This is a genomic window from bacterium (assembly GCA_030704665.1).
In the GTDB taxonomy this organism is placed as follows: domain Bacteria; phylum Patescibacteriota; class Microgenomatia; order Woykebacterales; family RBG-16-39-9b; genus JAUYID01.
In genome coordinates this window covers 811,014-832,050 of record JAUYID010000009.1, presented here as the reverse complement: position 1 = coordinate 832,050, position 21,037 = coordinate 811,014, and the positions used below count along the sequence as shown (strand labels likewise).

General features: G+C 44.1%; 24 protein-coding genes. 17 read left to right on the top strand and 7 right to left on the bottom strand.

Going from position 1 to position 21,037, the window contains the following annotated elements:
• Positions 1-38 precede the first annotated feature (38 nt).
• The 3 genes from Q8P13_04850 to Q8P13_04840 are packed head-to-tail and all read right to left on the bottom strand — an operon-like array spanning position 39 to position 2,363.
• A complete protein-coding gene (locus Q8P13_04850; protein MDP2671754.1) occupies positions 39-1,139 on the bottom strand; it encodes a hypothetical protein in 1,101 nt (366 codons plus the stop codon).
• A gap of 13 nt (positions 1,140-1,152) precedes the next feature.
• The gene (locus tag Q8P13_04845) at positions 1,153-1,464 is read right to left on the bottom strand and encodes a DUF3761 domain-containing protein (GenBank protein MDP2671753.1); all 312 of its coding nucleotides are present in this window, start codon (positions 1,462-1,464) and stop codon (positions 1,153-1,155) included.
• A complete protein-coding gene (locus tag Q8P13_04840) occupies positions 1,464-2,363 on the bottom strand; it encodes a thermonuclease family protein (protein ID MDP2671752.1) in 900 nt (299 codons plus the stop codon). The genes Q8P13_04845 and Q8P13_04840 overlap by 1 nt, the downstream gene beginning before the upstream one ends.
• A 379-nt stretch (positions 2,364-2,742) precedes the next feature.
• Between Q8P13_04840 and Q8P13_04835 the strand changes: the two genes are divergently transcribed.
• The 5 genes from Q8P13_04835 (at position 2,743) to Q8P13_04815 (ending at position 8,574) form a co-directional block, all read left to right on the top strand.
• Positions 2,743-3,291 carry a CHC2 zinc finger domain-containing protein gene (locus Q8P13_04835; GenBank protein MDP2671751.1) on the top strand — a complete coding sequence of 183 codons (549 nt, stop codon included), beginning with the start codon at positions 2,743-2,745 and terminating at the stop codon, positions 3,289-3,291.
• Positions 3,288-4,763 (top strand): hypothetical protein, encoded by a 1,476-nt coding sequence (locus tag Q8P13_04830; GenBank protein ID MDP2671750.1) that lies wholly within the window; start codon positions 3,288-3,290, stop codon positions 4,761-4,763. The genes Q8P13_04835 and Q8P13_04830 overlap by 4 nt, the downstream gene beginning before the upstream one ends.
• 219 nt (positions 4,764-4,982) lie before the next feature.
• Positions 4,983-5,159 carry a helix-turn-helix domain-containing protein gene (locus tag Q8P13_04825; GenBank protein MDP2671749.1) on the top strand — a complete coding sequence of 59 codons (177 nt, stop codon included), beginning with the start codon at positions 4,983-4,985 and terminating at the stop codon, positions 5,157-5,159.
• 101 nt (positions 5,160-5,260) lie between these two features.
• Positions 5,261-7,357 carry a recombinase family protein gene (locus Q8P13_04820; GenBank protein MDP2671748.1) on the top strand — a complete coding sequence of 699 codons (2,097 nt, stop codon included), beginning with the start codon at positions 5,261-5,263 and terminating at the stop codon, positions 7,355-7,357.
• Between the two features lie 53 nt (positions 7,358-7,410).
• The gene (locus tag Q8P13_04815) at positions 7,411-8,574 is read left to right on the top strand and encodes a polymer-forming cytoskeletal protein (GenBank protein MDP2671747.1); all 1,164 of its coding nucleotides are present in this window, start codon (positions 7,411-7,413) and stop codon (positions 8,572-8,574) included.
• 1 nt (position 8,575) lies between these two features.
• On the opposite strand, the gene Q8P13_04810 is transcribed toward Q8P13_04815, so the two are convergent.
• The 3 genes from Q8P13_04810 to Q8P13_04800 form a co-directional block, all read right to left on the bottom strand.
• The gene (locus Q8P13_04810) at positions 8,576-8,974 is read right to left on the bottom strand and encodes a hypothetical protein (GenBank protein ID MDP2671746.1); all 399 of its coding nucleotides are present in this window, start codon (positions 8,972-8,974) and stop codon (positions 8,576-8,578) included.
• A gap of 99 nt (positions 8,975-9,073) precedes the next feature.
• Complete coding sequence (locus tag Q8P13_04805; GenBank protein ID MDP2671745.1) at positions 9,074-9,214, bottom strand: DUF5679 domain-containing protein; 141 nt, start codon at positions 9,212-9,214, stop codon at positions 9,074-9,076.
• Positions 9,215-9,400: 186 nt separating this feature from the next.
• Positions 9,401-9,706 carry a hypothetical protein gene (locus Q8P13_04800; GenBank protein MDP2671744.1) on the bottom strand — a complete coding sequence of 102 codons (306 nt, stop codon included), beginning with the start codon at positions 9,704-9,706 and terminating at the stop codon, positions 9,401-9,403.
• 135 nt (positions 9,707-9,841) lie between these two features.
• Here Q8P13_04800 and Q8P13_04795 point away from each other — a divergent pair, with 135 nt between their 5' ends.
• The 12 genes from Q8P13_04795 to Q8P13_04740 are packed head-to-tail and all read left to right on the top strand — an operon-like array spanning position 9,842 to position 19,913.
• The gene (locus Q8P13_04795; protein ID MDP2671743.1) at positions 9,842-10,960 is read left to right on the top strand and encodes a DUF3048 domain-containing protein; all 1,119 of its coding nucleotides are present in this window, start codon (positions 9,842-9,844) and stop codon (positions 10,958-10,960) included.
• 44 nt (positions 10,961-11,004) lie between these two features.
• Positions 11,005-11,607: a hypothetical protein gene (locus tag Q8P13_04790; GenBank protein MDP2671742.1), complete on the top strand. Its 603-nt coding sequence runs from the start codon at positions 11,005-11,007 to the stop codon at positions 11,605-11,607.
• 2 nt (positions 11,608-11,609) lie between these two features.
• Entirely contained in the window at positions 11,610-12,044 is a 435-nt protein-coding gene (locus tag Q8P13_04785; GenBank protein ID MDP2671741.1) for a hypothetical protein, read from the top strand.
• A gap of 38 nt (positions 12,045-12,082) precedes the next feature.
• A complete protein-coding gene (secD, locus tag Q8P13_04780; GenBank protein MDP2671740.1) occupies positions 12,083-13,426 on the top strand; it encodes a protein translocase subunit SecD in 1,344 nt (447 codons plus the stop codon).
• Positions 13,419-14,351 (top strand): hypothetical protein, encoded by a 933-nt coding sequence (locus Q8P13_04775; protein ID MDP2671739.1) that lies wholly within the window; start codon positions 13,419-13,421, stop codon positions 14,349-14,351. Before secD ends, Q8P13_04775 begins: the two co-directional genes overlap by 8 nt.
• A complete protein-coding gene (locus Q8P13_04770; protein ID MDP2671738.1) occupies positions 14,348-14,692 on the top strand; it encodes a hypothetical protein in 345 nt (114 codons plus the stop codon). Before Q8P13_04775 ends, Q8P13_04770 begins: the two co-directional genes overlap by 4 nt.
• 6 nt (positions 14,693-14,698) lie before the next feature.
• Positions 14,699-15,598 (top strand): protein translocase subunit SecF, encoded by a 900-nt coding sequence (gene secF / locus Q8P13_04765; protein MDP2671737.1) that lies wholly within the window; start codon positions 14,699-14,701, stop codon positions 15,596-15,598.
• A gap of 49 nt (positions 15,599-15,647) precedes the next feature.
• The gene (locus tag Q8P13_04760) at positions 15,648-15,950 is read left to right on the top strand and encodes an MGMT family protein (GenBank protein ID MDP2671736.1); all 303 of its coding nucleotides are present in this window, start codon (positions 15,648-15,650) and stop codon (positions 15,948-15,950) included.
• On the top strand, positions 15,935-17,590 hold the full coding sequence (gene recJ / locus Q8P13_04755; protein MDP2671735.1) for a single-stranded-DNA-specific exonuclease RecJ: 1,656 nt from the start codon (positions 15,935-15,937) through the stop codon (positions 17,588-17,590). The genes Q8P13_04760 and recJ overlap by 16 nt, the downstream gene beginning before the upstream one ends.
• Positions 17,591-17,611: 21 nt before the next feature.
• Positions 17,612-19,000: an aspartate--tRNA ligase gene (aspS, locus tag Q8P13_04750; protein ID MDP2671734.1), complete on the top strand. Its 1,389-nt coding sequence runs from the start codon at positions 17,612-17,614 to the stop codon at positions 18,998-19,000.
• A gap of 12 nt (positions 19,001-19,012) precedes the next feature.
• On the top strand, positions 19,013-19,462 hold the full coding sequence (locus tag Q8P13_04745; protein MDP2671733.1) for a hypothetical protein: 450 nt from the start codon (positions 19,013-19,015) through the stop codon (positions 19,460-19,462).
• 7 nt (positions 19,463-19,469) lie between these two features.
• Positions 19,470-19,913 (top strand): DUF4406 domain-containing protein, encoded by a 444-nt coding sequence (locus tag Q8P13_04740; GenBank protein ID MDP2671732.1) that lies wholly within the window; start codon positions 19,470-19,472, stop codon positions 19,911-19,913.
• A 4-nt stretch (positions 19,914-19,917) separates the two neighbouring features.
• Here Q8P13_04740 and Q8P13_04735 read toward each other — a convergent pair whose 3' ends face one another.
• Positions 19,918-21,006 carry a hypothetical protein gene (locus tag Q8P13_04735; protein ID MDP2671731.1) on the bottom strand — a complete coding sequence of 363 codons (1,089 nt, stop codon included), beginning with the start codon at positions 21,004-21,006 and terminating at the stop codon, positions 19,918-19,920.
• Positions 21,007-21,037: the final 31 nt, after the last annotated feature.

Genomic DNA, 21,037 nt, shown 5'->3' with positions numbered 1-21,037 from the left:
ATTCTGGCAGTTTGACTTATTATAGCAGGTGCTGAATACTACCTGCTCCAAGGAATTTTATTGCTGTTTCTCTCCAAGACTAGGAGCATCTCACCAATTAAACTTTGGACTTTCTCAGGCTTCTGCAAATCCTCTGCTGTAATTGAGAATACTGGACAAGTAATTTCATCGCTGTAGAAGGCTTTACCTCTAATTATTAGTGCGGCGGGGTCATTGGTAGTTACCCACTTCAGACCTTCGAAACCGCTAAAGTGTGCGATTACATCCACCATTCCTTTGTAGCCTTTCTTTTTGACTAGCTCTTTGTAAAATTCAACTACGGGATTCAACAAGCTTAGGAGTGTAGGTTTATGAATTTCGGTAAAGCCCTCCTTGTGGTAGGAGCTGGTGTGAATTACCTCACCGTAGTCTCCAACAGAGACAAAGGGGATCAAGTTGTTGTCCTTGTCAGAGTATCCTAACCGCAAAAACTTACCGTCGTTCCCGAACTCCCACGATAAACCATACCCTCTATGAAGACCTGCGGCGGCGGAAAATCCAAGTGGGTCTAGCTCGTGATAGAGTTTTTCTGCGTCCGAGAGTTTCTGGAAAACCCCCAAATTTTTTCTAGGGAAAAACCCGAAGTCATAGGTTATCAACTCTCCTTGTCGGTTCAAGTCCTTGAGGAATTGGTCAAACTTTTTCTGTGATTCGTTTTTGAACTTAACGGTGGTTTTGTCAATTTCCTGGACAATGTCGGCTAGCTTTACAAGAACAGCCTCTTTCTTGTCCTCGTCCAGAACTTCGCTGATTGAAAGTCTGGGAAACCTGTCGGTGGCATGATCCGAAAAATACTCCTTGGTTACTGTTGGATCAATTTCCTCATCCATCAACACAACAACCTTACCGTCGGCGACACTCTGGTGGAGATTAAGTAAATCCTTAGCAACCATGTTGGCGGAGGCTATTACCTCAACGTGAATTATTTTTCCGCCTCCGATATAGTGGCTTGTGTCGGTGCGGCCGCTTGTAAGGCCAATCCCTTCTTTCAAGGTGTAGTTCGTTGGAGAAAGTTCCTTAAACAACTTCACCAGTCTGTCTTCAACGACTTCGTGGAGTTTGTATTCTTTTCTTAATTTCAAAATCTCATCGTCAGTCATAGTATTTCCTTAATTAGTACCAAACACTTACTCCGCCATGATGGGAGCAAGTTCCCCGCCGATTGGAGCTGTAACTTAATGTTCCATCTCGACAGAGTGCACTTGGTTCTGATTGTTGAATGTAAGGTGTGGTACTTCTAGTTCTTGTTGGAGTTCGTGGGGACTCCTCTGCCCAAGCCAAACCTATTACAAGGGCAGCAATACCCACAATTACTATCGTTAGCTTACTTAGAATTTTATGATCTTTGGAAAATCTTGAGTCGTTAATGAAGGCTATTATTATCCAACCAAAGAATAAGACGATTAAAAAAATTCCCCAATCCATCAACTTTCACAACCGACCCCGTCGTTGTCCTTTCCGTCAAACCCATGTGGGTCAGGAGGTAAGACCTTAAACTTCCTGTAAGTAATGTCGCCGCAGTCTAGGTCAGGTGGGTACTTCGGAATACAAACATCAGGGTAGGAAGGATCACAATTCCCACTAGTTGTTGGCGGTGGGGTTGTTGTTGGGGGTGCTGCTTCCTCTTTTTTCTCACATTCTGACCACAGGCCTCGATCGTTTTCCCTAGCCTCCTTCTCTGCTTCGGTGAACTGGTCTTGGTGTTTTACGTCTGGTGGGTAAGACGAAGCTCTAGCGTAACCTTGCCTAACAAGGCTGTCATTAACAAAAGTATCGCCAACATAAACGTAACGGAGGAGTCGGTCGTATTTGTCAGTTTCGGAAACATCTTTCTCAAGCCTAACTTCTTTCCCTTCGACCATCTCTTTGTTTTTGTCGGAGGCTTCCTGGCCAAAGCATTGGACTTCTTTTCTGGGATCAACTGTTTCTGGAGTATCAATCCCGATGTAGCGGACGTGTTTCCCACCTTCAATTTCAATAGTGTCGCCGTCAACTACCTTAGTGACCTTAAAGACATTCTCAATCTTTGCTTTCTCTTTGGTTTCATTTGATTGTGTTGTTTGTTGGCTAGGTTGAGGTTCAGGCTCGGTGGAGGACATGTTAAACCAAGCAAAGGTGGCTCCCAAAGTAACTAAAGCAATGACTCCCAGGGCAACATTTCTTTGGGTAGTGTTGGGAATCTTTTTGTAAGCTAAGTAGCCGATACCTAACCCGATTGTGATTGGAAGTAAACCTAGACCCAAGATTATGGCCATAGGGATAGTAAAGAATTTCTTTTTACCTTCAAACAGTTTTCTTATTTCCTCGGCGTTAATTTTTGGCATAAGATGGCCAGATTATCGCACTTCTACCAAGCATAAGCAAGGATGGCGACACTATGGTATACTTATAAAAGTAAAAATAAATAAAGAGGACAAGGGCTCGTAAATCCCCCCACAGTTTGCCAAAGGCAGACCGAAAAATTCTCAAGTAATAAGAATGAAAATAAAAATGAGAATTTTAGGCCTGTTTTTTTGTTGGAGGAAAAGATGGACAGACAGAATAACGACAACCCTGAAAACGTCCAAGTTAGACCAAAGTTCGTCCCGTTTCGGTGTGTGGTTTGCAATGGCTTCGGTACGGTCAAGTTTGGTTCAAAAATCTGCCAAGGCTGTGGAGGCAAGGGTTATGTTCTAGTCCCAAACTCTGAGGAAGGAGACGGTGATGGAAAGTAATAAAGTCTCCTTGTTGGAAGCGGTCGAAGTCTTTGGTAAAGACGCCGTTCCTGTCCTGAATGAAAAGGCCTGGAGTCTGAATGAGGATGAGGAAAAAACCCAAGCCCTGCTGGACTTGAAAGTCGCCGCCGCAAAAAGAAGCTACCAAAAGTATGATGAGTTCGTTAGTTGGTTCCTTACTAGGATAGCGACCTATCGAACCGCCTCATGGCTAGCCAGGATCAAAAAAGAACGTAAAAGCATTGATCGTGCCATGCTACTTCTCAACAAAGGTGAGAACAAAGATTGGGAAAGGAAAGTTGAAACCGCCCGACAAATCCCCATAGAAGAACTTTTCGCTGGAAAACTGAGAAAAGTGAGCAGAAGTAGATTTGTGGGACTTTGCCCACTTCACCAAGAAAAAACCCCATCCTTCACAATTTACACCCACAACAACTCTTGGTACTGCTTCGGCTGCAACCAGGGTGGAGACAGCCTTGATCTACTGATGAGGTTGGAAAACTTGGAGTTCAAGGTCGCGGTTAGGAGGCTGGCATGAGCGACGAAGCCTTTGATCTGATTGATAAAGCCGAACAAGAGGTTGAGCAGAAGCAAGAGGAACAAATTGACGTGTCCCAGTTTGGGCCCATCACTAGCCAAGAACTGATAAAAATACTTGGTCTGACGATTAAAAAGGACGAGGTAAACAAGCTTATTACTTTCCTGACCCAGCTCTCTTGTTACACGGAAGACGCTCAGCTAAACATCTCCTTCAACGCACCGTCCTCAAGCGGCAAAAGCTTTATCCCGATGGAGATTGCCAAATTGTTTCCAGAGGAGGATGTGGTTGAAGTTGGTTATTGTTCACCAACAGCTTTCTTTCACGATCAAAGCTCTTACGACCCAGAGTCTAAAAGTTACAGGGCTGACTTGTCACGTAAAATTTTGATATTCCTAGACCAACCCCACACGCAACTGTTGGAACATTTAAGGCCGCTACTTTCACACGACAAAAAGGTAATCGAACTGAAAATTACGGACAAGAATCAACGGCAGGGTTTAAGGACAAAGAATATAAAATTGATCGGTTTCCCTGTGGTCATCTTTTGCACAGTTGGGCTAAACCTCGATGAGCAAGAAACCACGAGGTTCCTGTTACTTTCACCAGAAACGAATCAAGAAAAAATCCGTGAAGCTATATCGGAGCGGATTAAACGAGAATCAAACGTTACCGAGTACCAAAGCAGCCTAGACCTCGACCCAGTCAGAAAAATGCTAAAAGACCGTATCAAGGCTATCAAGCAAGCTGGGATCAAAGACGTCAAGATCGCTTCGCCGCAACTGATTCAAAAACTGCTTTCCGACAGGATTAAGATTTACAAACCCCGCCACCAACGGGATGTCGGCCGCATCATCAACCTGATAAAAACCTTTGCGTTGCTTAACTTGTGGTTCAGGGAAAGACAAAACGGATTACTTGTTGCCAACGAGGACGATGTTCGGGAAGCATTCAAGCTTTGGGATTCGATTTCGGAAAGCCAGGAGTTAAACTTACCACCTTATGTCTTTAACCTTTTTAAGGAAGTGATCGTCCCCGCCTATACCGATAAATATAGTGAGTTAGGGGGTGGGGTAAAACTTGGGGTATCAAGAAACGAAATCCTGAAAAAGCACTTTGAAGTTTACCAGCGACACTTGGCGGACTGGCAGCTAAGACAGCAAATCATTCCTGTTTTAGAGACTTCTGGGCTGATTTATCAGGAGGAAAACCCTCTAAACAAAAGAGAAAAACTAACTTACCCTACTACCCGACCCAATGTTTCGACAGGTAAGGAAACGTCAAAACAATATAGTGAGTGGCATGGTGGGGTAAACTTTGACGTTAAAAAATTATCGGTTGAGGAGTTACAGTCCAGGATTAACACTTTGTTAGAACAATATGAAGCCGCTCCTGATGATAATCCAAATCGTAATTTAATCGGTCAAGAACTAGAGACTTCGTACCAAGAGTTAAGCAGGAGGGGGTTATGAGACGAGGGACTTTGGTAGATAAGAAGCGGCAGACACTTGACGACTTGGCAAAATCTGGGTGTGGGTGTTCTGTCTGCTCGTCTCAAGACGTGGTTGATAATTTTAATCAGGTCGGAAAACGAAATTTCACACAGCTAGCTCTGTCGGCTCTTGAGGCTAGTAAACAAGTAGATAACAGCATTGACAAGTGATGTATTATTTAATTAAGGAGTAATCAAAATGTCTAAACCAGTCGAAAAAGAATTCCTAACCCTTCGAGAAGCCGCTACCATGTTGGGTGTTCATTACGAAACACTCCGACGTTGGTGGCTGAAAAAAGGACTCAAGGGTTACAAACACGGTCGGACTCTCCGATTCAAGAAAGACGACTTGTTGGAATTTATGTCCCAACACTAAAGCTGTGTGGCCGCCACATAGTTAATAAGGAGCAAAGACAGATGGAGGATGGACTAAATTTAGGCTACAGACCGACAATACAAGCCCCGACCTTAAAAGCGGTGGTTTATGCCCGTGTTAGCACGTTAGACCAAGCTGCCGAGGAAAAAGTTTCAATTTTTGACCAAGTAAAATGGGCAAAAGATATTTGTGAACAGAGAGGTTGGGCTTTTGTTGAGCCCTACATCGAGCCAGGGGTATTCGGTGATATTGAGTTTGAAGACAGACCCGCAGCCGCAAGTTTACTGGAGGATGTAAAACCGCTAAATAGCTTACTCCGAAAGTTTGACATCGTACTTGTTTACCACTCATCAAGGTTAGCAAGGGAAGCAGATTTAATTCTTAGGTTTCACAGGAGATTAGCTCAAACTGCAAACATCCAAGTTTACATGAGAAACGTTGCGGTTGAACCAATTACACCTACTGATTACTACTGGGGTGGTAATTATGTCCAACAGATGACAGCCGCCTTAGCGGGAGTCCAAGACCAACAAGAGAACGTAACACGGGGTGAAAGAGTTAGGTCTGGATTCAGAGGATTAGCCGAAAGAGGCAAGATGGTGTTCGCTCCCTTTTGGCTTAAAAAAGTACCAAAGATTGAAACTCTTGCTGATGGTAAGCAGGTGTACGATTGGCATTTTGAGTTAATTCCTTCAAAAGCGGTTGTGGCTAAACGTATTGTTGATGAATACCTCTCTAGTGGAAGTTTTCGTAAAATTGCTTTTAGTCTTGTTGGAGATAAAATCCCTTCCCCGACAGGTAAACTGGGCCCAGGGAGTTGGTCGTCTGCGACAATAAAAAACATTTTAACCAACCCCGCTTTGGTTGGGAAAGTGAGATGGGGTCGGAAACTCGGAAGTAAATACAAACAAGGAAAAACAGTTAGCGGCAAACAAAAACGAGTATTTACTGCTCCTGATAGGTGGGTACAACAAGAAGCTAAAAACGTTCCGAGTATTATTGATGAGGCTACTTTCAATAAGATTCAAGACAGGGTGAAATCAAGATCTAAAGTTACTGGTAGACAACTTGCTTCGGATTCATTGCTGGCTGGAAAAATATGGTGCGGTGATTGCCAAAAGAGGGCCTATCTGAAAACCAGAAGGGCTAAGAAACCGAATGGTCAGGTTTATGTAAGAAGCGACTTCATTGATAGTAGTTACGTCAGAGGTAATACTTGTAGAAGACATCTTTTGGCGGCCCCAAAACTGGAACATCTCGTGCTCACAAAATTGAAAACCAGGTTGAAAGAGCTCCGACAGGAGGATGTTAGTAACGAATTGTCTTTGGAGGAAGCACAATCAACTGGATCACTAACGGCTCATTTTAAGGTTGCCCAAAAACACCTACAGGAATACGATAGTAAAGTTGATAGGTTGGTAGAACTGTTTGAGGATGGAGGAATAATTCGCGATGTGTTTGATAGGCGGTACGAAGTACAAAAAAATGAAAGAGCTCTGTTAGAACAAGAAGTTGAAAAAATACAATTTCTAATTAACGACCAGGTAAAACGAAAGGATGTTCTTTCAACTTTAAGGCAGTTACTTGAAATGTTTGAAGCGGCGACTGAACCCATGGTTCGGAAGGAAATGGTCGGAAGGATTATTGATAAGGTGTTTATTTTCAGAGGTCGGGTCGAGATTGTTTATAAATACGACTCTGGAGCCTCTGTAGGTCTTTATGTAAAGCCACATCCCTGCGGTTTCTTTGGTGATACAACCAAAGAATGCACCTGTTTGCCCGGACAAGTAACCCGCTATCAAAAGAGAATTTCCGGGCCGATTCTCGACCGTATTGACTTGCACATCAGTGTTCCGGCTGTGAAAACCAAAGATTTGCTTGATATACCAGCTGGTGAAAGCTCGGCCCAAATCCGGAAAAGAGTGCAACTAGCCAGAAACGAGCAAGAAAAACGTTTCAAGAGTACTGGTATCGTTTCTAACGCCGAGATGACTGCGAGACAAGTCAAAGAATTTTGTCGTCTTGAGCCAGAGTGTCGAGAACTCATTTCGGCGGCGATCAACAAAATGAATCTTTCCGCCCGCAGTTTTTACCGTATTCTTAAAGTCTCGCGAACGATTGCTGACCTTGATGCCAAAGAAAAAATTACCCCCTCGCATCTCGCCGAAGCCTTGCAATACAAAGTGGAACTAAACTAATTTGCTCCCTTGGCTATTGACAATTTAGTCAATTAAAACTTAAGCTTGCCGAGATGAAAAAGGTTTTGTTGGCTTTATCTGCGCTGAGTTTGCTCTTCATTGCCCCTGTCTCCTTTGCTAAGGATTCCAAAGAAGAAACCCCCAAAAGAGTTGTCGTTGCGTCCGGAGAAACAGTTGAAAAAGACTATTTTGCTTTTGGTGATAGTGCAGAAATTTCCGGAACTATTAACGGGGATCTTTATGCTTTCGCCGGTCAAGTCCTCATTGACGGCAAGGTTAATGGAGACGTCATCGCCGCTGGTGGTACAGTCACAATCTCCGGGCAGGTCAGTCAAGATGTGCGTGTGGCTGGTGGACAAGTTTCTATCAGCGGAAAGCTTGGTCGCAACCTGACTGTTGGAGGAGGAAATGTCGATTTGACTGGGGAGTCTGAAGTTTCCGGTGGGGTAGTGGCGGGAGCCGGAAATTTAAGTTTAGCCGGAAGCATTGCTAAAGATGTTTATCTGGGTGCAGGAAATGTAACAATTTCGAATTCCGTTGGCGGTGATATAAATGCAGGGACGGGGCAACTACGTCTGACCTCAAAAGCTAAAGTAGGTGGAAGTATAACCTACTGGAGTGACCGCGATCTCTCTTTGGATTCAAACGCGAAAGTAGCAGGCACTGTTTCCAAGAAAACTTTTCCTGCCCGAACCCAGGTTTCTACAGAAAAGGTTTTGGGAGTTTTGGCGGGGGTAAATCTCTTTTTGAAAATAATTAGTTTTGTTTCTATTTTGATTCTCGGGTTTCTTTTGCTTCATTTTTTCCCAAAATTTGCCGACGAAACGGTCGCAACACTGAAAGCAAGACCACTTGCCTCTCTCGGTTTTGGGCTTTTGGCGTTGATACTGACCCCAATTGCTTTTGTGCTTCTGTTGATTTCGATCGTTGGGATTCCTCTTGCTCTGATTCTTCTCGCACTTTACTTGATAAGTTTGTTTGTAGTGCGAATCTTTGTTGTTTACTGGGCTGGTCAGGCTCTTCTCAACCAAGGCGGCCGCCAGGCAGGAAGGTTTTTAACCTTTTTTCTGGGACTGGTTGTCTTTACAATTATTAGCTTTGTCCCTATTGTTTCAGGGATAGTTGCTTTCTTTGTTTTACTTTTTGGACTGGGAGCCGTCTTGTTGACGCTTCAGAAGAATTACTCTTCAGCAAAAACTCTCTCCGCCGGAAAATAGATTAGAGTACTTCAAAAGAACAGCTGGTTAGAAGGGTTCCAGAAGAATCATAAATGTAAATGATGGCGGTACCACCAAAATTTGAATGCCAAGTTGCGGCAAGCTCTCCTGATGGGTTGGTTAGGGAAGAGAGGAAGGTTTGGTTTCCTGACTCCGACATTTTGAGAGATAAAGGACTTGAGCTAGGCAACCCTGAGCCGAAAATATTAAAATCCTCTCCCACCGAACTTGGAGTTGGGGAGATATAGCAAGCGGCAAGGGGTGTTTCCGCGGCGGCAAGAGAATAAATGCTGCGTGTGTTTAATGCAAGCAGGCTGGTAATAAGTGCTGAAAGGAAAAGAGCGAGAGAAAGAAGGACCCCGAAACCATTTCTCGATTCAAGTAGCGGCAGAATTTTCACTGTTAAATCGTAATAGCAAACGGTTTTCTTGTCAATGACTTCTCAAAACAGAAAAACCCCTATCACTAGGGGCCTTTCTGTTAATGGTACAAAAGAGAACTAGCCGCCAATCTTGAACATCTTGGTTCCGCAGTCTGGACATGTTCCTCGAAGAGCTTTTTTGCCATTTTTCATGGTGACTTGCTCTGGGTTAGCAACTTCTTTCTTTGCACGACATTTTACACAATACATTGAAGCCATAATTAGTTGAGATATGGAAAAATCAAAGTGTGGTTCTTCAACTTTGATTTTCTGATCTTTTCTGTCACCTCCCTTCGAGCAGTGACTAAGTGACTAAAAATCTAACGTAAATGAGGCTAAACAGCCTCGAAAAAAAGCTTAGCACACCTACCTGAGGCTGTCAAGCGCAAATGTGCCTAATCTACCTCAAAAAATAGATTTTCCTCCCAAAAACAGGCTCAAACCAATCTCGATGACCAGCGCAGCAGCTGTCAAAACAGCGGTCTTCCGTAGGTCGGTTTTTACATAAGAATAGTCCACGACTTCGGTCCTGACTTTTGCTGGCTCAGGGATTTTTTCAGTTTTGTGAAGGTTTTTTATATTGTAAGCAGATGAAGTCGCCTCGGCTGTTGTGGAGTTTGGCATGGGGGCTACGCCTTCCGGAGACTGTTTGGCTTGTTCCAGGCGGCGTAAGCGGGCCAAAATTTTTTCTTCCCTAGTTTTTTTCGGCATTGCTGCTGGCCACTTTAGCACAAGCCTACCCTCGCCTGCAAGTAGGTAAGTCTTGCAAAACAAAATCAAAAAGTTTAAGCTGATGGGTAATACTAGTACCCAGAAGTCTTAGATTGGGTGGGAAACAAAGAATAAATGTTTTATTGGATCAAAAGGTTTAAAAAACTTTCAAAGATCAAGAAATTTTTTGTGGTGGTCGTTCTCCTCTCCTTCATTGTTCTTTTGGGCGGTCTTGGCTTTTGGTTCGGGCGCAGCTATATCGAGAAAAGTTTGCAGAAAGTTTTTTCTCCTCTCGGAACACTTCTGACTGGCAAACCAAAAGAAGCAAGAGACGTCCCTGACCCTTTGAATGGGGTTTTGTACACTCAAACTGAGGCAAACAGATGGAAGAATCGGCTGCCTTTGGCAGTGGTGATTGAAAACCATACAGACGCTCGTCCTCAAACTGGGATGGCTAAAGCCGAGATTACCTATGAAGCCTTGGCTGAAGGTGGCATTACTCGCACATTAAATATTTATTTAGCTCCCGATACACAATTGGGACCAGTGCGTAGTAACCGGCCGTACTTTCTTGATTGGCTCAGCGAGTACAAGGCAGGCTACGCTCATATCGGAGGTAGTCCCGAGGCACAAGCAAAAGTGCGTCAGTACGGTATCAAAGACCTTGATCAATTTGGTCTTGGTGCGCCTACCTATGAAAGAGTAACTTTTCGTTTTGCCCCTCACAATGTTTACACAACGACCACAAAGCTTCGCGCCGCCGCCGCAAAAAAAGGGTATACCGGTCCAGTCTCAATCGAATCTTGGTTGTTTAAAGATAAGGAAGCTGAGCCTGAGGAGCGGCCGAAAAAGTTTTCTTTGAAAGTAAAGTTTGGCTCTTCTTATTCTATCGGAAGTTATGATGTTGATTGGATTTATGACCCAAAGACCAATCTTTACTTGCGCAAAAACGGTGGCCTAGTTCATACTGATGCTGCAACCAAAAAACAACTAACAGCAAAAAATATCATTGTTGAGTATGTCCCGACACAACTAGCGGTTTCCGGCGGTCACGGTCGATTGCACATGAGCACAATTGGCAAAGGGAAGGTCAAGATTTTTACTGACGGCAAAGTTTTTACCGGAACGTGGAAAAAAAGCTCACGGGAAGGAAGAACTCGATTTTATGACAAAAGAAACAAAGAGATAGAACTCAATCGAGGCAAAATTTGGATTGAGATAGTTCCTGTTGGCTCTTCAGTCTCTTTTAAATGATAAGAGTAAATTATAATTTTGATTTACTTGCCCAAGGAGGATAAATGACAGACCAAGCTGCAAGTAATCCTGCCCTGAAAAATCTTTTTATTTCCAAGACCAGGATCAAACTTCTCCAGGTCTTCTTTACCAACCCCGGCAAGATTTTTTACGTTCGGGAGTTGGTCAGAGCAGTCAATGAGCAGATAAACGCGGTTCGGGCGGAACTATCGCGTATGGAAAAAGCGGGTATGGTTACATCTGAAGCGCGGGCCAACCGTAAATTCTACGGTTTTCGCAAAGACTACTCATTTTTCGACGAACTGTCTCGTATGATGGCTAAGGCTTCTGGACTTGGCGGAGCTATCATTCACGAGCGAGGCAAGCTCGGCAAGATAAAATTTGCCACTCTGGCCGGGGGCTACATCCGTCGCTACCCGCTTGGTGCTTCCGACGTTGACCTTCTGGTGGTTGGTAGTGTAGTTTTGCCTCAGCTAGCCCAACTAGTTAAAGAGGCGGAAGAAGAAGTGGGTCGGGAAGTAAACTACACTGTTATGACTGAAGATGAGTTCGCCTTCCGCAAAAACCGCCGTGACCCCTTTGTCGTTGGAATTCTCGAAAAACCCCACGTTATGCTTCTCGGTGACGAAGAAGAGATGAGCCGCTAAAGATGAAGTACGATTACTTTATTGCTTCAAGGTGGAGAAATAAGGAAACGGTTGTAGACTTTGCGGGGAAAATAAAGGCAAAAGGAAAAACGGTTTATTGCTTTGTTGATAGTGATGGAGCCGAGTATAAACTTCAGGAATGGGAAAGAAATTACTCTCCAGAACAATTCATGGAAAAATTCGAAAGCATACCCAACTGGAAAAACTCCCCTCACGTTAAGGAAATTTTTGACGTAGGTATGAATGCTTTGAAAGAATCTTCGGCCTTGATTCTACTGCTTCCAGCCGGGAAATCAGCCCATCTGGAAGCTGGAGTTGCTTTTGGGATGGGAAAGAAGTGCATTTTGGTTGGAGAGCAAAAAGAGACGGAAAGTTTATATCTAATTTTTGAGGAAGCCTACCCCTCAATCGAGGACTTTATCAAAACTCTTGCCTGATTGACTCTCTAGCTTCGTTACTATTATAATTCTCTGCGATGAAGAAACCCAGATTTGTCCTTCTTTTCATTGGACTGATAGTTTTTGCTTCTATTCTTATTGATTGGCCAAGCGTACCAGTCAAATTTAACCTCGGGCCAATCAAAGTTGATCGAGTTCTCAAAGGCCCAGACCTCAACCTAAGTCGTTTTGGGATAAGCTTCGCCAGAAAATTTGATGTCAAACTTGGTCTTGATCTTCAGGGTGGGACTGCCTTGACTTTGCGAGCGGACATGTCCGATGTAGCCGCAGCCGATCGCGACAAAGCTTTGGAGGCAGCCAAAGAGGTGATTGAAAAACGGGTCAATGGGCTTGGGGTCGCCGAAGCCCTGGTGCAAACCGCCAAAGTTGCCGGAGAATACCGGATCATTGTTGAACTGCCTGGGATAAACAACCCAGATGAAGCCAAAAAACTGGTGGGTCAAACCGCCAAGCTTGAGTTTAGAAAATTTAAAGCGGGGGTCGATTACACAAAACCCGAGGTGATACCAACCTTGGAAAATACTGAACCCACAGGGGTTACCGGCAAAGATTTGCAAAGGGCGGATGCCGGTTTTAACTCCGCTGGCCAAGGAACCACTCCTGGGGCAGTTGTAAATTTTGAAATTAAATCTTCTTCTCAAGATAAGTTTGCCAAAGTTACCCGTGAGCTGATTCAAAAGCCATTGATGACTTTTTTGGATGATCAAATCATCAACTATGCTACAGTACAGAGTGAAATTCGTGACAAAGGTCAGATCAGTGGTATGGATTCTCCTGATCAGGCCAAAACCCTAGCAATTCAGCTCTCCGCCGGGGCTTTGCCAGTGAAAAAAATTGACATCATTTCTGATCAATCAATTGGTGCAACTTTGGGTAAAGAGTCTGTGGAAAAAAGTCTTTTCGCCGGAATAGTCGGGATCAGTATCGTGGCTGCCTTCATGCTGATTTATTACGGCGTCGTTGGTCTACTAGCTGACTTGGCTCTTTTGGTCTATGCCCTGATTGTTTTGGCAGTCTTCAAAACTATCCCGGTCACTCTGACTCTAGCCGGAATTGCTGGCTTTATTCTCTCGATTGGTATGGCGGTGGATGCTAATATCTTGATTTTTGAAAGAATGAAAGAGGAACTCAGAGAAGGCAGATCAAAGATAAATGCGACTGAGATTGGTTTTTCCCGGGCTTGGAACTCGATTCGTGATTCGAATGTCTCTTCACTTCTCACTAGCGGTATTTTGTTTTGGCTTGGAACCGGTCAAGTGAAAGGTTTTGCTCTCGCCTTGGCTATAGGGATTCTGGTTTCAATGTTTACCGCTATTGTCGTGACCAGAAACTTTTTGCGCTTAGTTTATCGAAATGCCTAAAACAAAAGCAAAAACCGAAGCCTTTAAACTTTTGGCTTCAAGTTTTGAAAAGAAATACAAAGACCTGCTCACAGTGTTTGAAGAAAAACACGGTGAGAGTCTGACTTGGGTCAGAGAAAAGGGGATCAATGTTGAGGACGTGGCGCGTCAGACAGGACGAAGTGTCGTAGCCGGAACAGCGGCGGGAGTGATGCTCCTTTCTTCAGGGTTGAGTCCAACCAAAGAGCTACCGGGAGTTTTTCAGCAGAGAGAGTTACTTCCCGGAACAATAAAGCCGAGTGTTACAGCGGGGAAAGACAGAACAGACGAGTTGAGAAAAGAACTTTTGGGGAAACTTCCCCATGAGGTAAGACCCTTAACAAAAGAGGAAGAAAGGAAAATTGAGCAAGCAGTCTATAAAATCTTGGGCGTTCGAGTCAAAGCAGAACTGCAAGGTTACCGACTGAACACTAGCTATGGTTACATTGGCACAGAGTCTCACTTGACTCGCTATCCAGGGGATACTTTTGATTCGCACTTTGATTCGGAAGTAGCGCGCGCAAACTACAGTCGGACTGGAATGGCAGGTGGTCGAGGTGCCTATGGGTATTTTGCTCCCAACCGCCAAAGCCTGACCGCACGTGACGCTGAAATGGAAAAATTTTATCTGGTGGTGCAAACCTTCGACTCTCCGAACTGGGGACAAGCAAATGCCTGGCAATGGTTTAAACATCGGAGAATGCTTGCCATCAACCCTTTGACGGGGCAAGCAGTGATTGGAGACATTGCCGATGCTGGCCCTGCACTTAGCACTGGCAAGCATTTTGGAGGAAGTCCAGAAGTGATGGATGGTTTGGGGCTTTACCCACCCAAAGCCAAACAAGGAGTTCTGTTCCTTTTTCTTGATGATAGTGAGGCTTCCAAGCCCTTAGGAGTTTTGCAATGATTACTCTCTACGAACGCTTTGCAAACAAAGAAAATATCGAAAACAAACTCACCCAGCTAGACTTGGCAGAGCATGAAAGAGAGCATTTACTTGACTTACTAGCTAAAATTTATCAACAGCATCTCTTGATAGGTTTGTTGGATCTGCTCGCCGATGACGAACGGACTAGTTTTTTGGAAAAGTTTTATTATGCCACTGAAACTGAAGTGATTGGTTTTTTGCAGGATCGGGTCGAAAACTTAGATGAAAAAATAACCACCCTGGTCGCCGAACTTGAGCTAGAAGTTTTTGAAATGCTGGAAATGGAAGTAAATAAAAGGCGCAAGAGCGCAAAAGGATAAAACACTATGCTAAATGTAGTTGGAAAAAAATTTTGGTACTTTGCTTTTTCCGGACTGATCATTCTTCCCGGCTTGATTTCTCTAATGATTTGGGGGCTAAACTTGGGAATTGATTTTACCGGAGGGACCTTAGTTGAGATACGCCTAGAGAAAACAGTGGAACGAAGTGAACTAGTAACAGTCAGCAAAGAAGCAAAGATTGAAGTCTCCACTGTGCAGACTACTGGCCAATCAAGCTATTTGCTTCGGACCAAGCCTCTTTCTGACGAGAATTACAAAACCCTTATCTCTGCTCTAAACAAGAAGTACGGTAAGGTGGCCGAGCTGCGCCACGAAACGGTCGGACCGACAGTCGGAGCTGAGCTTTTGCGTAAATCTCTGCTTGCTTTGGTGATAGCTTCAATCATGATCGTGATTTACATTTCCTGGGCGTTTAGATCTCTTCCCGCCCCGGCCTCAAGTTGGCGTTTTGGTCTGGCGGCGATCGTTGCTTTGCTGCATGATGCCTTTTTGGTCCTGGGTGTTTTCTCTATTTTGGGACATTTTTTCGCAGTTGAGATCGACTCACTTTTTGTTACCGCCCTACTCACTGTCATTGGTTTCTCGGTCCACGATACGATTGTTGTTTTTGACCGTATCAGGGAAAATTTGAACAAACGGACCTATCCAAGCTTTGCTGAAACGGTCAACCACTCAATCATGCAGACCATCGGTCGTTCACTGAATACGTCTCTGACCGTTGTTTTTGTTCTTTCCGCCCTGTTGCTTTTCGGTGGGGTTTCAATCCGCTGGTTTGTTGTCGCTCTTTTGGTTGGAGTCATTTCTGGAACCTATTCTTCGATCTTTAACGCCGCCCCGATTCTAGTACTTTGGCAGGAGTGGACGGACAGAAGAAGGAAAAAGTAGTCAGTATGCCCGTTTTAGATTGGTTTTTGCCGTGGTAAAATTGTTTTCCATGAACAAAAGAGAAATTGTCTATCAAATAACTTCAGAAATTCCCCAGGGAAAGGTTCTGACCTACTCAAAACTGGCCCTGCTTTCCGGAGTGACAAATCCCCGTCTGGTCGGTAATTACCTTCATCAAAATCCTGATGAAGAGGCAATTCCCTGTCATCGAGTGGTCAATATGAAAGGCCGACTCGCCCCTTCTTTTGCTTTTGGCGGAACAGGGGTTCAAAAAGCTCGTTTGGAAAGGGAAGGGGTGGAAGTTGTTGGGGATAAAGTTGATCTAGAGCAATATTTATGGCGAGTAGTTTAGAGCCAAAGCACTGGGAAGTTTTTCCACGGGTTGAGAGAGATTTAAAAAATCAACTACTTCTCAACCGTAATCTAAAAGATTCGAACTCTAAAGAAAAATTTATTCACCCCCATTTAAATCTTCTGACTGATCCGGAAAAACTTTTTCCTGATCTAGGGCGAGCTCTTGCCCGGATAAAAAAAGCAATCACCGAAAAAGAGCTAATCTATATTTACGGTGACTTCGACGTCGATGGTATCACTGCTTGCGCCATCCTTTGGGAGAGCCTCGATTTACTAGGAGCAAAAATCTTGCCCTATATTCCTTCGCGCCACAGTGAGGGTTACGGTCTAAACAACGAAGCCTTAAAATTTTTGTCTAGCGAAGGTGCCAAGCTTGTTATCACCGTAGACTGTGGTATTACTGCGATCGAGCAAGCAAATTATGCTAAAGAGCTAAAACTAGATTTGATTATTACCGATCACCATCAGGCGCAAGAAGTTCTCCCTTCTTCTTTCGCTACCCTTCACACCACCACTTTGGCGGGGAGTGGGGTAGCCTTCAAACTTGCGACCGCCCTACTTTCGGAATATGGGAAAGATCAAGATGAACAGTTCTTCAAAAACTTGGAGCTAGCTACCCTCGGTACGGTAGCGGATATGGTACCTTTGCTTGGGGAAAACCGAGTCATTGTCAAAAACGGACTTTTGAACCTAGCCGCCTCCAAGCGGATCGGCCTCAAGTCCCTTTACGAGGAAGCAGGGTTGAGTAATAGTATTGGAACTTACGAGATTGGCCATGTCATTTCTCCTCGGCTCAATGCTATGGGAAGGATGGAAAGCGCCCTAGATTCTCTTCGACTTTTGCTGACAAGAAATCCAGAGCGAGGCAGCAAGTTGGCATTAAAACTCGGACAAACCAATCGGCTTCGCCAAGAAGCAACCTTGTCAGCTTTGGAAGATGCTAAAAAGCAGGTAGAGAAAGAATATTTGGGAGCCAAGTTTTTCGTCGTTTCTTCAAAGAATTATGAACAAGGAGTAGTTGGTCTGGTTGCCGGAAGACTGACGGAAAGGTTTCACCGTCCTTCGGCGGTCATCAGTGAAGGGTTGCCAGTTAGCAAGGGGTCAGCCAGATCAATTAAGGGTTTTAATATTACAGAGGCAATTCATAAACACGCCGACATCTTACTTTCCCACGGAGGACACCCCATGGCAGCAGGATTTTCTTTGGATAGAGCCAAGATCGCTCCTTTTCGGGAGAAGATGATTAAAACTGCGGAGGAGCTTTTGACTGAAGAACAACTAACGCCGGTTTTAAAAATAGATGCGCAGGTTGAGGCTGAAGAAATTAACGACCAACTCTTTGAGGCAGTTCGAGATTTAGAACCTTTCGGAATGGGAAACCCAGAACCTGTTTTTTTGCTTCGAGAGGTTGAAGTTCTTGAAGAAAAGCCAGTTGGTAAAGAGAAAAATCATTTGCGTTTGACCTCGCGTTTGCCAGACGGGAGAATCTTTCCGGCGATTGCATTTGGTTTTGGGGAAGAACCCCTTAAAAAAGGAAAAAAAGACATTGTCTTCAATTTAGTAAAAAATACTTGGGGAGGGAGAACCAATCTTGAGTTTAGAATCAAAGATTTAGCCGAGGCTGGACAAGCAAGCTGAAAAAAGCTAGAATGGCCTTCGATGAAAAGAATTCCTATCGTCAAAGCAGCAGAAAAGGGTGGGGAGGAAGTGAAACTTGCCGGTTGGGTAAATTCGCGACGTGACCACGGTAAAATAATTTTCCTTGATCTTCGTGATGCTTCAGGGCTGATCCAAAGTGTCGCGACTCCAAAAGAAGAACAGGCCTATGAAACCGCCAACAGTCTGGGAGCGGAGGACGTCGTTGAGGTAGTAGGAGAAGTTAAAGCTCGTCCTCAAGCAAACGTCAATCCAGACTTGGAAACAGGAAAAGTTGAACTGACTCTGAAACAAATTAATCTCATCAACAAAGCCAACGAACTACCTTTTCCCATTGACACTCCCGGAACAGAGATAGATGAGCTGGTGCGCATGAAGTACCGCTATATCGATCTACGCCGGCAGCGTCTGCAGACTAATTTAAAAACCCGCCACCGTATCGCGGTCGCGGCTCGAGAGTTTTTGAACAAAGAAAATTTCGTTGAAATTGAAACTCCCTACCTAACTAAAACAACTCCGGAAGGCGCCCGTGATTTTGTTGTTCCGTCTCGACACCAAAAAGGAAACTTCTACGCTCTTGCTCAAGCCCCACAACAATATAAACAGTTGCTCATGATTTCCGGTTTCGAAAAATACTACCAACTTTCCCGCGCTTTTCGAGACGAGGATTTGAGAGCTGACCGACAGATGGAGCATACCCAGATCGATCTCGAGATGGCTTTTGTTGAAAGAGAGGACATCCTTAATTTAGTCGAAGAAATGATAACCTTTGTCGCGGAAAAAATGGGGAAAAAGATTTTGGAAAAACCTTTCCCTCGTTTCACCCATACCGAAGCAATGAAGCAGTTTGGAGCCGACAAATTTGATCTCCGCAACAAAAACCAGACTGAGGAGCTCGCCTTTGCCTTTGTTCTCGATTTCCCTCTTTTTGAAAGAGATGAGGAGGAAAAAGCCTGGACTTTTTCTCACAACCCCTTTACCGCTCCAAAGCCAGAGGACGAAGAAAAATTAAAAGCGGAAAAAGAGATCGCCAAAATTTCTTCCCTGCAGTACGATTTGGTTTGCAATGGCTTTGAGATGGCCTCTGGAAGTATTCGTATCAACAAACCAGAGGTTCAAAGACAAGCTCTAAAAATCATGGGTTACTCGAAAGAAAAAATTGAATCTGACTTCGGTCATTTACTGAAAGCTTATGAGTATGGGGCACCGGTTCATGGTGGTATCGCGATTGGTCTGGAACGCTTGACGGCCGTTTTCACCGGAGAAAGCTCGATTCGTGAAGTTGTCGCTTTTCCGGTCACTTCTTCTGGGGAGACCTCCGTCATGGATGCACCCAGCCGCCTCGATGAAAAGCAACTCAAAGAACTAGGTTTAAAACTGGACAAAAAATAGGCTCTTTTGGTCATGAAAACTTCTAAAAAGACAATCACTCTGTGTTCCAGCGCTTATTTTTATCGTGATGTTTTAAGTACAGAAAAAGAACTCAAGAAACTTGGTTTTAAAGTTAAAATCCCTTTTATCGCTCGCAAAATGCAAAGAAGTAATGATTTCGACGTTTCGAAAGTACGCACTTGGCTGAACAACCCCGACGATTACAAAATAAAAACCAAATTGATGAAACAACATTTCAAAAAAGTAATTGAATCGGACGCAATTCTAGTTTTGAATCATACGAAAAAGGATATTGAAGGTTACATTGGGGGAAACGTGCTCTTGGAGATGTTAGTTGCTTACTTGCACAAAAAGCCAATTTTTATTTTAAATTACGTTGCAGACGAGTTAATGTTAAAGGAAGAAATACTTGGGCTTAACCCAATTTTTGTTGAGAATGATTTGGAAAGGGTTAAAATCTAACTAGTTTATGACCGAGTTGCTGCAAGAACATGTGAAAGAGGCAAGCACCCTGGCAGAAGTTTTAGAGGGTGTTTTCAAGGCCTTTCACGTTGCTGGGGATGGGAAGAAAAAGTCTATTGGCTATGTTTCAGGAATTATTACTTCGGATGGACCAGATAAAATTCAGAAAAACATTGAGGTTCTCGATGGTTACACTGCCAAAGTTCGTGCACAAAGAGAATTTCCAATTTTTTCAGCAGTTGATGTCTTCTCAAACGAAGTTTTTGCCCGTCTCAATGCTTTTGAGCTCCCAGCTGAAAGTTTTGAGGATTTTTGGAGGCAAATTCTAAATAGTGGTTGGGTATCACATATTTTTATGACTCCAAGGTGGCAAGAATCAAAAGGCGCTACCGACGAGTACAAAACAGCAAAAAAACTAGCTTTAAAAATTCATTTTATCAGGGAAGACTAAATAGTTAGTTAATTGATCGTAGCCAATCGGAGCTGACGGCGGGGACATAGGCGATGAAATCAGCTTTGGTTTTTCCGGATTGTGCTTGGCCCTTGAAAACAAAAATCGGCTGTAAGTAGGAAGAGTAGTTTTCTGTTTCTAAATAAGAAAGTTGCACATCAGTTACCTTTACTCGAGCTAAACCTTGCAGTTTTCCTGAAACAATATAAGCGCGATTCGTCCTTAGCTCGTCAAAAGCCTGCGAAGAAGTTTTCAGTGGGTAGGTCGAACCATTGTCAAAGTCAACTGCCCAATGAGTAAAACTGGCCTGGAGTATATCAACGCTACTGTTGTTGGGTACATCTGGAACGACCAAGACTCTCATCAAAGATTGAGTTGGGTGGAAGCTGACGACGGAATATTTACTCTCAAGTTTTTTGCGGAAAACATCGACCTCAACTGCATTCGCTTCCGAAGGGCTAGAAACCGTGCTTCTTTCTGAGCCGGAAATATGGACATAGCTTGATTTTACTTCACCGTCTTTAAAATCATTGAAGCCCGAAAAACCCTGCCCAAGAAAGGTTTGTGCTCGTGGTCCAGCGGCGAGAAGCTCGTCTTTGTCAAAAGATTTGGGGAGTACTTTGGGATCTGCGACCCAATCATATTTGTAGTTAAAATTACCGGTGACGATATCGATAGTGATAGTGAGTGCTGGTCTTTCCTTGTCTTGCCAGCGGTACAAAGTAGAAGAAAGAGCCTTAGGATTGCCGTTGATTCCATATTGGCCCGCTCTTTTGCTGGCGATATCCAAAGAATTGATTTTTCCACTTGGTTGGGGTATTGCGTAAACCTTGACCATTGAGGGAAAAGAGGGAAGACTGCCATCAGGAGTGTCAATTTCGATTGAGGCCCCCGAAATGGCACCGTTGGTAGCAAGCGGGGTCGGCAACCTTCCAAATGCTACCGTCGGAAGAACGGGCTCTTTGGGCAAAAGAGCTCGAACAATCGCCCGAGTGGTGATAAAAACAAACCAGAGAAAAATGATTCCTCCGATAGCGATCAGAGCCCAGCGGATGATCAAACGTGCTTCAATGGCGGTTTGGGACAGGTTCATCTCTTCTTTTTAGTATAACGGAAAGGTACTC